This window comes from Citrobacter sp. Cf136 (assembly GCF_030333815.1).
Classification (GTDB): domain Bacteria; phylum Pseudomonadota; class Gammaproteobacteria; order Enterobacterales; family Enterobacteriaceae; genus Citrobacter; species Citrobacter freundii.
Genome location: NZ_JAOWFE010000041.1, coordinates 135,688 through 148,092, shown reverse-complemented (window position 1 = coordinate 148,092; position 12,405 = coordinate 135,688). Strand labels below are relative to the sequence as shown.

Below are 12,405 nucleotides of genomic sequence, written 5' to 3'. Positions count from 1 at the left end.
AAGTGATATGTTCCATCGCAGGTTACCGGATGGCGGCGCGTCGCGTCGCGTCTAATCCGGCCTACAGGAAAGCACTTCCCAGGCCGGATAAGGAGTTTATGCCGCCATCCGGAAGCGCAGAATCACATGCGCATCCCCACCGCCAGGCGGTTAAAGCAGTTCATCAGGCTAATGGCAAATGTCAGGTCGCTAATCTCTTTCGCGCTGAAATGGTCGAGCAGCGGCAGATAAACGTCATCTTCGGCGTGACTAGTGGCAATTTGAGTGACCGATTCGGCCCACGCCAGCGCCGCACGTTCCTGCTCGCTGAAGTGGTGACTCACCCGCCAGCCTGCCAGCGCATCCAGTTTGGCCTGCGCAACTCCGGATTTGCGCAGTGCTTTACTGTGCATTTCCAGACAAAAGGCGCAGCCGTTGATTTGCGAGACCCGCAGGTAAATCAGTTCCGTCAGCGTAGGTTCCAGCGCGCAGTTCTCCAGCGCTTTGCTTGCCTGAACCAGAGCGTTATAGATTTCAGGGCTGAGTTCATAATAGGGCTGGCGTAACATGGTCATGGTATTTCTCCTCGTTTGGATGACCCGCAATGTAGCACTATAATGGACTGCTACAGAGAGCCATATTGTTGCCAAAAAAGCAGACCATAAATGCCGCGCTATCAGCAAATCGCCCGTCAGTTAAAAAACGCAATTGAGAAAGGTGAACTCAAGCCCGGTACCAGATTGCCCTCCAGTCGGACCTGGGCCCAGGAGCTGGGAGTATCACGCTCGACGGTGGAAAATGCCTATGCAGAGCTGGTGGCGCAGGGCTGGCTCGCGCGGCGTGGACAGGCAGGAACGTTTGTCAGTGAGCAACTGCAACCAGAAAGGGCGTCTGCATCTCCTGCCATCTTTGCCGGAGAAAATCCCAGACCGCAAACTTTTCAGATGGGATTACCCGCACTCGATCTTTTTCCGCGCGAAGTCTGGGCGCGGGTGATGGGACGGCGTTTGCGCACCCAAACGCGTTTTGATCTGGCGGTGGGCGATGTGTGTGGCGAGCGGGCGTTACGTCAGGCGATTGTGGATTACCTGCGGGTCTCACGCAGCATTGAATGCCAGCCAGAGCAGATTTTTATCACTTCAGGCTATGCGGCATCAATGACGTTAATCCTGCGCGCTCTGGCGCATCCCGGAGAGGGAATGTGGGTCGAAGATCCCGGCTTTCCGCTGATTCGGCCTGTGGTGGCTCAAGAACGCATTGAGTTGAAGCCGGTAGCGGTGGATGCCGATGGTCTGGATGTCAGCGCCGGGATCCGCGACTACCCGCAGGCGCGTTTTGTACTGCTCACTCCCGCACATCAAAGCCCACTGGGGGTAGCACTGTCTTTAGACCGTCGCCACCAGTTGCTGGAGTGGGCGACTCGTGCGCAGGCGTGGGTAATCGAAGATGATTATGACAGTGAATTTCGTTACCACGGTAAGCCGTTGCCGCCGCTAAAAAGTCTGGATGCGCCCCAGCGGGTGATTTATGCCGGAACGTTCAGCAAATCGATGTTTCCGGCTTTGCGTACGGCATGGCTGGTGGTGCCCCTGACCCAGGTTGAACACTTTCGCCAACAAGCGGCGCTAACGGCCTGTAGCGTTCCGGTTCTATGGCAGCAAACGCTGGCGGATTTTATGCGAGACGGCCACTTCTGGCGACACTTAAAACGTATGCGACAACATTATGCCGAACGACGACAATGGATGGAAAACGCCCTGACCGAACAAGGATTTAGCGTCATTCCTCAGGAAGGTGGGATTCAACTGGTGATGAGTGTGGACGGAGATGATATTGCGCTGGTGCGCAAAGCGAATCAGGCCGGGTTAGCTGTTCAGGCGTTAAGCCGCTGGCGAATAACGTCAGAAGGAAAGGGGGGAATATTGCTGTCATTTACCAATATCAGCTCGGCGGAAATGGCGCAACAGGCGGCGTACCAACTGCGGATGGCGCTGACATAAATCTATACCCGTCATACTTCAAGTTGCATGTGCGTTGGCTGCGTTCGTTCACCCCAGTCACTTACTTTAGTAAGCTCCTGGGGATTCGCTCCCTTGCCGCCTTCCTGCAACTCGAATTATTTAGGGTATATAAGGTTCTTACGATATGCGTCCCACCATCGCCACCCGTTTATGGACTTTTCTGAAAGCGTTGCTAATGCTGAATCAGGTAAGGTAAGCCCGCAGTAAAAGATAACGAGGAAAATAATATGTATTTACGACCTGATGAGGTGGCGCGCGTACTTGAAAAAGTGGGCTTTACCGTTGATGTAGTGACGCAGAAAACGTACGGCTATCGTCGTGGCGAAAATTATGTGTACGTTAACCGTGAAGCACGCATGGGACGTACCGCATTAATTATCCATCCCACGCTAAAAGAGCGCAGCTCTTCGCTGGCAGAACCGGCGACGGATATTAAAACCTGCGATCATTATCAGCAATTCCCGCTGTATTTAGCCGGAGATACTCATGAGCATTATGGTATTCCGCATGGCTTTAGCTCGCGAATTGCGCTTGAGCGTTATCTGAGCGGGTTGTTTGGCGACGTTAATTCTAACTAATAACGCGACTGGCAGTGCCAGTCGCAAAGAAGCGTGTCAGGCTTTAGCCTGATGATAGCTGCTGACCTTAAACAAGCGGCGGCAATAATCAAGAAAGTAGCCATAGACAGCGCCCATCAGCATTGATACCACGATGTTCGAACTTACTGCAGCCGTAATCTGGTGCCAGTCCGCGCCAACCGTCAGCAGAATAATCACATACACCGGCGACTGGAAGGTGACATAAGCCAGCACATCCGCCAGATTTTTTGCCCATCCTGCCTGCGTGGCTTTACGCGCCGCGCGCATGAACAAATCACGGTACATGCCGTATGGCCACGCGATCAGTATGTTGACAGGGATAGCGACTAATCTGGAATACAGCGACTGTTCGAAGCTCATTCCAGAAAGGAATATTTCGATCAACATGTTCACGACAGAACAATAAACAACCATCGCGAACGTGTCTGCTACTGCATGACGCAAGCGTGACTGCGGAGAGAACATGTTAATGCTCCTTGTAAAAAGGGGGAAAAAGGTTTTGAATACCTTAACTGCTAGTGATTTGTCTTGCTGCTTTCGCGTTTTAATAGGATATATGCCTGGATAATAACTAGCAACTAGCTTAAAATTTTTATTTATTGTCTTTTTGTCGATAAAATGCTCTGTAATGGTTTGTTTTTTGTTCGTTTTGGTGTTTTCGTTGCTGTGTTAATTAAAATTCTTTTAGATCAAAGAGTTATTTTTGCTTGTTTTTCTGGATTTTTTGCGCTCCTTTTCTGAATGTTGACTGATGTGCAATATGTATACTCGTTGGTTCCACGCGATGCCGTGGCCTGTTTCTTAAGTGACGTACTGAGATACCTTGCAGGTATATTCAAAGCTGCAATCAGGGTCATAGAATATATTGTCTGAGCGATAGCAGAATGGATGCTATAAATATCAGAGTTGGCTATTTGTTTAATGATTTGCGAATAAATTAGACTGGAAATATAATAATCAGTTGCATACAATATTTAGCGTAATACCATTTTTATGTTTTACGTTAAAGAGGTTTTGTTAATATGAGTTCAATGTTAAAAAACTTAAATAATATCCGCTCGCTGCGTGCAATGGCTCGTGAATTTTCCGTTGATGTACTGGAAGATATGCTTGAAAAATTCAGGGTAGTGACCAAAGAACGGCGCGATGAAGAAGAACAGCTACAGCGCCAACGCGCAGAACAGCAGGCAAAAATTAATGCCTTGCTGGCGCAGATGCAGGCAGACGGGATCAGCCCGGAGGAGCTGCTGAGCATAACACCTGCTACGACACGTTCAGTTAAAAAACGCCAACCGCGCCCGGCGAAATATCGTTTTATCGATCTCAATGGTGAAACGAAAACATGGACTGGGCAAGGTCGCACACCGAAGCCAATTGCCCAGGCGCTGGCTACCGGTAAATCTCTTGATGACTTTTTGATCTAATTACGAAGGCGGTGAGGAGATCCTCACCGCTTATTTTCAGCAAACGCCGAAATCACCCTCTTCGGTATATCGCGTGACATCAGCTGCTTTCAGCGTGAATTTATCACCGTTTTCATTACTGGCTTGTACCGCCACAATTTGATCGTCATTGACTTCAACAACCTTCAGTTTTGGACCGCCCATACGCGGTTGAACCAGATCGCCAGGTTTAAACATATTGTTGCGCTCCTTTATTTATCATTTATCGCAGAACTCACCATAGATCACGTCAACCGGCGGGTACAGTGCTGTTTCAATGATTACCGCTTAATGAGTACGTCGGTTCCAGGGCATTTTGTCCAGCAGACGCGCCATGCCGCAAAAGCCGGTCACGCCAGCGAGAATCAGCCCGGCCCCGACAAAACCGCTCAGCAGGAAGAAAGCACTGCTGACGGCGTAACCCAGAATAACACCGAGTAAGGCAAGGCTACCCGCGGCTATCTGCACCTGACGCATCAGCGGTAACGGTTGTGAACTGTCTTTCGCCACCGGCAACCCTGCGGCTTTCCAGCCGTCAATTCCACCTTCCAGCAGCCAGACCTGCGCGGGCGCAGCAATGGCGCTCAGTTTTGTTGCCGCATTTTGTGTACGTTTGCCTGACTGGCAGTGAAAAATCACCTGCTCGGCGCGTAAATTCGCAGGCAGCGATCCCTGTTCAAGCGCGGGCAACGGCGCCAGATGAGCCTCAGGAATATGCTCGTGCAGATACTCGTCAGCGTCGCGGATATCAATCAGTTTTGCACCTTGCGCGACCAGTGTCTGCGCCTCGCGCGGGGAAATCGTCCCAATAGTCATGATGGCTCCTTATGGGCAATACAGTGTTTTTAATGTGGCGATCAGCGAATTCACGGCCGCATTTTTAATGGAGTAGAGGATGCGCTGGGCATCGCGCTGGCTTTCTATCAGACCTTCTTCACGCATACGCGCCAGATGCTGGGAAGTGGCGGAAGGGCTAAGGCCGGTAACACGGGCTAACTCGCCTGCGCTGGTACCGGGTGAACCGCAGAGCATGCACAAAATCAGCAACCGTTTCGGGTTACTCATCGCTTTTAGCAGGGCGGCAGCTTGTTCAGCGCTGGCCTGGAGTTGTTCAAGTTCAGTCATATGTATTTAAGCATAATCTAAATTAAGCATATTCTAAAATAAACAACCAACGTACGCCAGCGTAAAGAGCGTAAAGGAGGGTAAAACAGCCGCGGAATGCTGGCGGAGTTGGGTAGAATGGCTACTCTTAGAGATAAAATCTCTTTTTAAACAATGATTAATTTTTTGCTTGTAGGGAGTGTGTATGGGTTTCTGGAGAATCGTTTTTACTATTATTCTGCCCCCGCTTGGCGTGCTGCTGGGGAAGGGGTTCGGCTGGGCATTTATCCTCAATATCGTTCTGACGCTGCTGGGCTACATCCCTGGTTTGATCCATGCCTTCTGGATACAGACGCGTAATTAATTCCTTTCAACTACGGCGCTTTGGCGCCGTTTTCTTTGGCCCCTTTCTCCTCTGCTACACTTTTGGGTGTTAATTGTTAATTACCGAGGTGGATATGGGACTCTTCAATTTTGTAAAAGATGCGGGTGAAAAACTGTGGGATGCGGTCACTGGAAACCATGACACAGCCGATCTGGCAAAAAAAGTGCAGGAACACCTGAACAAAACTGGCATCCCTGATGCGGATAAAGTGGACGTGCAAATTAACGAAGGCAAAGCCACTGTTTCTGGTGATGGATTAAGTCAGGAGGCGAAAGAAAAAATTCTGATCGCGATTGGTAATATCTCCGGTATTGCCAGCGTAGATGATCAGGTTAAAACCTCTGCGCCCGCGAGCGAAAGCCAGTTTTATACCGTGAAATCAGGAGATACCCTGAGCGCTATTGCTAAACAGGTTTACGGTAATGCCAACCTGTATAACCAGATATTTGAAGCGAATAAACCAATGCTGAAAAGTCCGGATAAAATCTATCCTGGGCAGGTTTTACGTATTCCGGAGCAGTAATATTATTCAGGCTTATTCCGTCAGCAATTTACCGGACATCGCCTGTTGAATAATCGGAATCGGCGTCAGTAGGTGCTGGCGCATTAATTCGCTGGCGCGCGCGGCGTCGCGTGCCAGAATTGCTTCGGTCAACGTTTGGTGCTGATCGTGTTTGTCTTCCAGCATCTCCACCGACAGCACCGTTTTTCGCAGCCAGATAAACCGGTAGCGCGCCGCCAAATCGAACAGTCGTTCGCGCATTTGCAGCAGATATTGTGAACCACAGCCAGCGACAATCGCCGAGTGAAACGCCTGATGGCGCTGATCCCACTCGTCGAGCATCTGTTCGCTGGCATCAATGGCTTCAAGCTTACTAAGCATATGCGCGCGCGCCAGAATTTCAGCTTCCCAGGCGTCGTCGCCGCGTTCAATGGCCAGCGCGACCAGCATGGCTTCCATATTGGCGCGGGCATCGAAAATATCGAGCAACTCCTGCTCTGACATCGGGGCAACACGATACCCTTTCTGATTTACTACCGTCACTAACCGCTCGGCAACTAACTGCGAAAGCGCTTCGCGTAGCGGTCCCACGCCAAGCTCATAGCGTGAGGTCAGCAGGCTCATACGCAGTTTTTCATCAGGCTGATACACACCGCGGATGATGTCGTTCTTCAGCCAGCGGTATCCATCAATGGCCGTCGGTTGGGGAATGGCGGTCATGGTCATACTCCTGAAAGGATTTCCCGGCCTGCGCCGGGAACAGGTTTAATGCGTATTTTGCAATGGTGCTTTTTGCCAAGATAGCAGTTTTTTCCAGCGTGACATAATGGGCACGGTGCAAATAATTCCTATGGCTAACAATCCGGTAGAGATAACTTCCAGCTGTTGTGCCGGGCGAAACAGCATGACCACCAGCACAAAGATAATAAACGCGATGACCAGCCAGGTAAGCCACGGATAGAGCCACATTTTCAGTTTAATTTCGCCGCCTCGCGCCAGCAGGATTTTGCGCATCCGCAGTTGAGAAACGGCAATGACCAGATAGACCAGCAGTGCGATGGCACCGGAACTGTCGATCAGGAATTTAAACACCTTGGCCGGGGCGTAATAGTTGACGATGACGGTGAGGAATGCGGCACCGGTAGACAGCAACACCGCCACATAAGGCGTTTTACTGCGGTTCGTTTTACCCATAAAGGCGGGGGCATCACCACGGCGGCTCAGGGAGTAGAGCATACGCGAGGACGTATACAGCGCGGAGTTGAGACAGCTAGTCACCGACAGCAAAATGACGCAATCCATGATCAATTTCGCGTGCGGGATATGCAGTAGCTCCAGTACCGAGCGGTAAGAACCGACTTCTTTCAGTCCCGGCATGTTCCACGGGATCAGCGCCACCACCACAAAAATAGAGCACAGATAGAAGATGGAGATACGCCAGATAACCGAGTTGGTGGCGCGAACGATATGTTTATCCGGGGTATCGGATTCGGCGGCGGCGATGGTAACTATCTCTGCGCCCATAAAGGAGAACATGGTGATTAACATTGCGCTGATCACGGCGCCAAAACCGTTGGGCATAAAGCCGCCCTGATCCCACAGGCGCGAAACCCCGCTGACATCGGCATAAGGGTAGAAACCGCTAATCGCCGCTGCGCCGAGGGTTATAAACGCCAGAATGGCAATCACTTTGCACAGCGCCAGCCAGAACTCGAACTCACCGTAATTTTTGACGCTCAGTAAATTACTGCCGGTTAATGCCAGCGTGATAACCAGAGAAAACAGCCAGATAGGAATACCAGGCACCCAGGAGTGAAGAATGATGGCGGCGATATTCGCCTCCAGCGGGATAACTAACACCCAGAACCACCAGTATAACCAGCCGATGGTGTAACCCGCCCACGGGCCAATGGCCTTATCGGCGTAAGTGGAAAAAGAACCGGTATCCGGTGTGGCGACGGCCATTTCGGCCAACATGCGCATAATCATCACCACCAGCAATCCGGCGAACAGATAGGCTAATAATACTGCGGGACCGGCTTCTGCAATCGCCACGCTTGAACCGACAAACAGACTTGCGCCGATTACCCCGGCAATAGACAGCATGGTGACGTGGCGTGATTTCAGCCCGCCCCCTAAATCATGTGATTGTGACACTTGCCCCATCTTTAAACCTCTCGAAAGTATTTCACTTGGGAGAGCACCCCGGCATTCCCGCGCCGGGGCACGCGTATTATTGTTATTGACCCTGTTTGCCGGATGGCGGCTCCGCCTTATCCGGCTTAAAACTCCCCGTTTTGATACGGGTTTAACCCTGCTTTGCCTCGGCAAAACACTGGGCGATAATGTCCAGCCCCTGGCGGATTTGCGCATCTTCAATAGTCAGCGGGACAAGAATGCGCAGCACGTTGTAGTAAGGTCCGCAGGAGAGCAGGATCAGTCCTTTCTCACGTGCACGCGCCACCACTTCCGCAGTCAGTTTGGCGTCTGGTTTCGTGTGGTCGCCGTTTTCGAACAGTTCGATAGCAATCATCGCGCCCAGCCCGCGTACGTCGCCAATCTCGCGGTGGGTTTCCGCGATAGCCAACAGGCCTTCACGCAGGGTTTGCCCCAGCTCGTTGGCTTTTTGCAGCAGATTTTCCTGCTCGAAAATGTTTAGTACCGCCAGCGCAGCGGCACAGGCAATTGGGTTACCGGCATAGGTACCGCCCAGACCGCCCGGTGGAATAGCGTCCATGACGTCGGCGCGTCCGGTCACGCCTGCCAGCGGGAAGCCTCCGGCGATGGATTTGGCGAAGGTGGTGAGATCGGGCGCAACGCCCATCTGCTCCATGGCAAACAGCATACCGGTGCGGCCCGCACCGCTCTGTACTTCATCAGCAATCAGCATGATCCCGTGTTCGTCACAAATAGCGCGCAGACGTTGCATAAAAGCAGGGGAAGCGGCGTAAAAACCACCTTCGCCCTGGACGGGTTCAATTACGATGGCGGCGACGTCTTCTGGCGCGGCATCGTTTTTGAAAATGCGGTGAATGCTGGCGATAGCATCGTCGTCACTGATGCCGTGCAGCGGGCAAGGATAAAGCGCGCGATACACGTGGCCCGGCATCAGCCCCATTCCGGCAGAGTATGGGTTCACTTTCCCGGTCAGTGACAAGGTGTAGTGGGTACGGCCGTGGTAAGCACCGCTGAAGGCGATTGTGCCGGTGCGTTTGGTGGCGGCGCGGGCGATTTTCACCGCATTTTCTACCGCTTCAGAACCGGTGGTCACCAGCAGGGTTTTCTTGGCGAAATCACCCGGCACTTTCTTATTCATGATTTCGCACAGCTCCAGGTATGGCTCATAGGCCAGTACCTGGAAACAGGTATGGGACAGCTTTTTCAACTGCGCTTCTACCGCAGAGACGATCTGCGGGTGCAGGTGACCGGTGTTCAACACTGCAATACCGCCAGCAAAGTCAAGGAATTCACGGCCTTCAACGTCCCAGACCCGACAGTTTTCTGCACGCTCGGCAAAAATAGGGTGGATCTGGCCTACGCCACGGGGAACGGCGTTGCTGCGACGTTGCATAAGTTCTTTGTTGGTGCTCATCAGGTGTTCTCCAGTATTTATTTTATTAAAGGCCGATGCACATATATTTGATTTCTAAGTAGTCTTCGATGCCGTATTTTGATCCTTCACGGCCAAGACCGGAGGCTTTGATTCCCCCAAACGGGGCGACTTCGTTGGAGATAATGCCGGTGTTAATGCCGACAATGCCGTATTCCAGCGCTTCGCCAACGCGGAAGACGCGGCTCAAATCACGGGCGTAGAAATAGGCTGCCAGACCAAACTCGGTGTCGTTGGCCTGAGCGATGACGTCGGCTTCGTCTTTAAAACGAAACAGCGGAGCCAATGGTCCGAACGTCTCTTCTTTGGCGACCTTCGCGTTGTCAGGCACATCTACCAGAATGGTGGGCTGGAAGAAGTTACCGCCGAGCGCATGAGGTTTACCGCCCGCGATAATGCGCGCGCCTTTATCCAGCGCATCGGCGATGTGTTCCTGCACTTTGGCAACCGCTTTATCGTCGATCAGCGGTCCGGTAGTGACGTCAGGTTGCAGACCATCGCCGAGATGCAGTTTGCTCACAGCCTGCTGAAGTTTTTCGGCAAAACGCTCATACACACCGTCCTGCACGTACAGGCGGTTGGCGCAGACGCAGGTTTGCCCGGCGTTACGGAATTTCGAGGCCAGCGCACCTTCCACGGCTTTATCAAGATCGGCATCGTCAAAGACGATAAACGGCGCATTGCCGCCCAGTTCCAGCGATACCTTTTTGATGTCTTTGGCGCACTGCTGCATTAACTGACGGCCAATTTCGGTTGAGCCGGTAAATGACAGTTTGCGCACCAGCGGGTTGCCGGTCAGCTCGTTACCGACCGCGCTCGCAGAACCGGTCACCACGCTGAAAACGCCAGCCGGGATCCCGGCGCGATTAGCCAGTTCTGCCAGTGCCAGTGCGGAGTAGGGGGTCTGGCTGGCGGGTTTAAGCACCATCGTACAGCCTGCCGCCAGCGCGGGACCGGCTTTACGGGTGATCATCGCTGAGGGAAAGTTCCACGGCGTAATCGCGGCGGTAACGCCGATCGGCTGCTTGATGACGATCAGACGCTTATCGGCCTGATGGCCAGGGATCGTATCGCCATAGATGCGTTTACCCTCTTCGGCAAACCACTCAATAAATGAGGCGGCATAGGTGATTTCGCCTTTGGCCTCCGCCAGCGGTTTACCCTGTTCCAGGGTCATCAGGCGGGCGAGATCGTCCTGATGCTCAATCATCAGGTTGAACCAGCGGCGCAGGATATTGGCTCGCTCTTTGGCAGTCAGCGCACGCCAGGCCGGCAGAGCGCGGTTAGCGGCGTTAATCGCTTCGCGGGTTTCATCTGCCCCCATTTTAGGTACGCTACCCAATTTCTGACCGTTGGCGGGATTGGTCACCGCGATGGTCTCGCCGCTGTTGGCGTCACGCCAGTTGCCGTCGATCAATGCCTGCTGGCGAAATAAGGTTGGATCGTTAAGTTGCATGATTGCTTCCTGTCTTAATCGGTTTAACGGGTAAATGCGGCGTGTAATGTCTCCACGCTACGTGCCGCACGCAGCGTGCGTCCGGGATTACTCTGGTTCTCCAGCAGCGCATGAACTTTGCTGACAATATGTGCACCGATAGGGATTGCCGATGTTGCCGCCGGAGAAGGCGCGTTACAGGTGTGAATTGAGCGTGGCGTGGTGACAAACAGAAAATCGTCGATAAGCTTGCCATCAGGTGATACCGCCTGTGCCCGCACCCCTGCAGGCCATGGTTGCAGATCCTTAAGCGTCAGGCTCGGACAGTACTTTTGTACCAGACGCAGATAACCGCTTTTGCACAGCGAATTCTTCATTTCGCCAAGCCCTGAGCGCAGGTTGTTTTGCAGCACGCGGCGAATACCAGAAGAGCCGAGGATCTCCAGCGTATCGCTGAGCGAGAAGTCACGCTTACGGTAGCCTTCACGTTTAAATGCCAGCACCGCGTTGGGGCCGACCGTGACGCTGCCGTCAATCATCCGGGTCAGATGAACACCGAGAAACGGCATTGCCGGGTCGGGGATGGGGTAGATCAGATGGTTAACTATCTGATTATGTTCTGGCGCCAGGCGGAAATATTCGCCACGGAACGGACAGATGATAAAGCCAGGTTCAACGCCGAGCATTTTCACCAGTCGGTCCGCCATCAGGCCAGAACAACTAATCAGCGTCGCGCCTTCATATTCCTGGCCCTGACGGGTATGGACAATCACGCCCGTAGCGTGCTCTTTCAGCGCGCTGACCTCGGCGTTGTAAATAATCTCACCGCCTTTGGCCTGGAAAATATTCGCCATCGCGGCGGTGACTTCACGGTAGCTGACGATCCCGCTCGACGGAACAAAAATGCCACCCAGACCGGTGATATTCGGTTCACGCTCTCGAAGCTCCTGCGCATTCAGCCAGTCGCGCTCCAAACCGTTAGCGGCGGTGCGATCCCATAGCGCGCGCATGCGCTCCATTTCCAGAGGGGAGGTGGCAACCAGCATTTTTCCGCAGACGTCGTAGCGGATGCCGTTTTGGTCGCAAAAGGCTTTTGTGGCGCGATTTCCGGCCAGGCAAAACTGCGCCTTCAGGCTGCCGGGAGTGTAATAGACCCCGGCATGAATGACGCCGCTGTTGTGGCCCGTCTGGTGACAGGCCGGGCCGGACTCTTTTTCCAACAGCGCAATTCTGGCGTCCGGATAGACATCAATCAGCTGCATGGCGGTCGACATACCGATAATGCCGCCGCCAATAATCACAAAATCATACATCCGCTTTTTTCCTTC

General features: G+C 52.8%; 15 protein-coding genes. 5 read left to right on the top strand and 10 right to left on the bottom strand.

What is annotated here, in order from left to right:
* Positions 1 to 122: 122 nt before the first annotated feature.
* Entirely contained in the window at positions 123 to 554 is a 432-nt protein-coding gene (locus tag OGV98_RS22445; RefSeq protein WP_003037267.1) for a carboxymuconolactone decarboxylase family protein, read from the bottom strand.
* Between the two features lie 90 nt (positions 555 to 644).
* Between OGV98_RS22445 and pdxR the strand changes: the two genes are divergently transcribed.
* Complete coding sequence (gene pdxR, locus OGV98_RS22440; RefSeq protein ID WP_134215118.1) at positions 645 to 1,979, top strand: MocR-like pyridoxine biosynthesis transcription factor PdxR; 1,335 nt, start codon at positions 645 to 647, stop codon at positions 1,977 to 1,979.
* A 248-nt stretch (positions 1,980 to 2,227) separates the two neighbouring features.
* Positions 2,228 to 2,578, top strand: coding sequence for a DUF2002 family protein (locus tag OGV98_RS22435; protein ID WP_044699663.1), 351 nt, complete (start codon positions 2,228 to 2,230; stop codon positions 2,576 to 2,578).
* Positions 2,579 to 2,614: 36 nt separating this feature from the next.
* Here OGV98_RS22435 and alaE read toward each other — a convergent pair whose 3' ends face one another.
* A complete protein-coding gene (alaE, locus tag OGV98_RS22430) occupies positions 2,615 to 3,064 on the bottom strand; it encodes an L-alanine exporter AlaE (RefSeq protein ID WP_003037259.1) in 450 nt (149 codons plus the stop codon).
* Positions 3,065 to 3,621: 557 nt separating this feature from the next.
* Between alaE and stpA the strand changes: the two genes are divergently transcribed.
* Positions 3,622 to 4,023 (top strand): DNA-binding protein StpA, encoded by a 402-nt coding sequence (gene stpA, locus OGV98_RS22425; protein ID WP_003839690.1) that lies wholly within the window; start codon positions 3,622 to 3,624, stop codon positions 4,021 to 4,023.
* 36 nt (positions 4,024 to 4,059) lie between these two features.
* Here the strand turns inward: stpA and OGV98_RS22420 are convergent, their stop codons facing one another.
* The 3 genes from OGV98_RS22420 to OGV98_RS22410 all read right to left on the bottom strand — a co-directional run bounded on the left by OGV98_RS22420 (position 4,060) and on the right by OGV98_RS22410 (position 5,166).
* Positions 4,060 to 4,239, bottom strand: coding sequence for a GDFGVC terminal motif YodC-like protein (locus tag OGV98_RS22420; protein WP_003037253.1), 180 nt, complete (start codon positions 4,237 to 4,239; stop codon positions 4,060 to 4,062).
* A 90-nt stretch (positions 4,240 to 4,329) separates the two neighbouring features.
* Positions 4,330 to 4,857 (bottom strand): rhodanese family protein, encoded by a 528-nt coding sequence (locus tag OGV98_RS22415; RefSeq protein WP_046670391.1) that lies wholly within the window; start codon positions 4,855 to 4,857, stop codon positions 4,330 to 4,332.
* 9 nt (positions 4,858 to 4,866) lie between these two features.
* Positions 4,867 to 5,166 (bottom strand): ArsR/SmtB family transcription factor, encoded by a 300-nt coding sequence (locus tag OGV98_RS22410; RefSeq protein ID WP_003037247.1) that lies wholly within the window; start codon positions 5,164 to 5,166, stop codon positions 4,867 to 4,869.
* A 184-nt stretch (positions 5,167 to 5,350) separates the two neighbouring features.
* On the opposite strand from OGV98_RS22410, the gene OGV98_RS22405 reads away from it, so the two are divergent.
* Positions 5,351 to 5,509 carry a YqaE/Pmp3 family membrane protein gene (locus OGV98_RS22405; protein WP_003037242.1) on the top strand — a complete coding sequence of 53 codons (159 nt, stop codon included), beginning with the start codon at positions 5,351 to 5,353 and terminating at the stop codon, positions 5,507 to 5,509.
* Positions 5,510 to 5,603: 94 nt separating this feature from the next.
* Positions 5,604 to 6,053: a peptidoglycan-binding protein LysM gene (gene lysM / locus OGV98_RS22400; RefSeq protein ID WP_003037241.1), complete on the top strand. Its 450-nt coding sequence runs from the start codon at positions 5,604 to 5,606 to the stop codon at positions 6,051 to 6,053.
* A 12-nt stretch (positions 6,054 to 6,065) separates the two neighbouring features.
* On the opposite strand, the gene csiR is transcribed toward lysM, so the two are convergent.
* The 5 genes from csiR to lhgD all read right to left on the bottom strand — a co-directional run bounded on the left by csiR (position 6,066) and on the right by lhgD (position 12,390).
* Positions 6,066 to 6,752 (bottom strand): DNA-binding transcriptional regulator CsiR, encoded by a 687-nt coding sequence (csiR, locus tag OGV98_RS22395; RefSeq protein WP_003037236.1) that lies wholly within the window; start codon positions 6,750 to 6,752, stop codon positions 6,066 to 6,068.
* A gap of 45 nt (positions 6,753 to 6,797) precedes the next feature.
* Entirely contained in the window at positions 6,798 to 8,198 is a 1,401-nt protein-coding gene (gene gabP, locus OGV98_RS22390) for a GABA permease (protein WP_003839698.1), read from the bottom strand.
* A 142-nt stretch (positions 8,199 to 8,340) separates the two neighbouring features.
* Positions 8,341 to 9,624, bottom strand: coding sequence for a 4-aminobutyrate--2-oxoglutarate transaminase (gabT, locus tag OGV98_RS22385; RefSeq protein ID WP_210943739.1), 1,284 nt, complete (start codon positions 9,622 to 9,624; stop codon positions 8,341 to 8,343).
* Positions 9,625 to 9,649: 25 nt separating this feature from the next.
* On the bottom strand, positions 9,650 to 11,098 hold the full coding sequence (gene gabD / locus OGV98_RS22380; protein WP_003846020.1) for an NADP-dependent succinate-semialdehyde dehydrogenase: 1,449 nt from the start codon (positions 11,096 to 11,098) through the stop codon (positions 9,650 to 9,652).
* A gap of 23 nt (positions 11,099 to 11,121) precedes the next feature.
* Positions 11,122 to 12,390 carry an L-2-hydroxyglutarate dehydrogenase gene (gene lhgD / locus OGV98_RS22375; RefSeq protein WP_003846018.1) on the bottom strand — a complete coding sequence of 423 codons (1,269 nt, stop codon included), beginning with the start codon at positions 12,388 to 12,390 and terminating at the stop codon, positions 11,122 to 11,124.
* Between the last annotated feature and the right edge of the window lie 15 nt (positions 12,391 to 12,405).

Excerpts from the sequence above, each read along its gene's own strand:
- alaE (WP_003037259.1), bottom strand. The coding sequence starts at position 3,064 with ATGTTCTCTCCGCAGTCACGCTTGCGTCATGCAGTAGCAGACACGTTC.
- gabT (WP_210943739.1), bottom strand. The coding sequence starts at position 9,624 with ATGAGCACCAACAAAGAACTTATGCAACGTCGCAGCAACGCCGTTCCC.
- pdxR (WP_134215118.1), top strand. The coding sequence starts at position 645 with ATGCCGCGCTATCAGCAAATCGCCCGTCAGTTAAAAAACGCAATTGAG.
- OGV98_RS22445 (WP_003037267.1), bottom strand. The coding sequence starts at position 554 with ATGACCATGTTACGCCAGCCCTATTATGAACTCAGCCCTGAAATCTAT.
- lhgD (WP_003846018.1), bottom strand. The coding sequence starts at position 12,390 with ATGTATGATTTTGTGATTATTGGCGGCGGCATTATCGGTATGTCGACC.
- OGV98_RS22405 (WP_003037242.1), top strand. The coding sequence starts at position 5,351 with ATGGGTTTCTGGAGAATCGTTTTTACTATTATTCTGCCCCCGCTTGGC.
- OGV98_RS22410 (WP_003037247.1), bottom strand. The coding sequence starts at position 5,166 with ATGACTGAACTTGAACAACTCCAGGCCAGCGCTGAACAAGCTGCCGCC.
- OGV98_RS22415 (WP_046670391.1), bottom strand. The coding sequence starts at position 4,857 with ATGACTATTGGGACGATTTCCCCGCGCGAGGCGCAGACACTGGTCGCG.
- csiR (WP_003037236.1), bottom strand. The coding sequence starts at position 6,752 with ATGACCGCCATTCCCCAACCGACGGCCATTGATGGATACCGCTGGCTG.
- gabP (WP_003839698.1), bottom strand. The coding sequence starts at position 8,198 with ATGGGGCAAGTGTCACAATCACATGATTTAGGGGGCGGGCTGAAATCA.
- lysM (WP_003037241.1), top strand. The coding sequence starts at position 5,604 with ATGGGACTCTTCAATTTTGTAAAAGATGCGGGTGAAAAACTGTGGGAT.
- gabD (WP_003846020.1), bottom strand. The coding sequence starts at position 11,098 with ATGCAACTTAACGATCCAACCTTATTTCGCCAGCAGGCATTGATCGAC.
- OGV98_RS22435 (WP_044699663.1), top strand. The coding sequence starts at position 2,228 with ATGTATTTACGACCTGATGAGGTGGCGCGCGTACTTGAAAAAGTGGGC.
- OGV98_RS22420 (WP_003037253.1), bottom strand. The coding sequence starts at position 4,239 with ATGTTTAAACCTGGCGATCTGGTTCAACCGCGTATGGGCGGTCCAAAA.
- stpA (WP_003839690.1), top strand. The coding sequence starts at position 3,622 with ATGAGTTCAATGTTAAAAAACTTAAATAATATCCGCTCGCTGCGTGCA.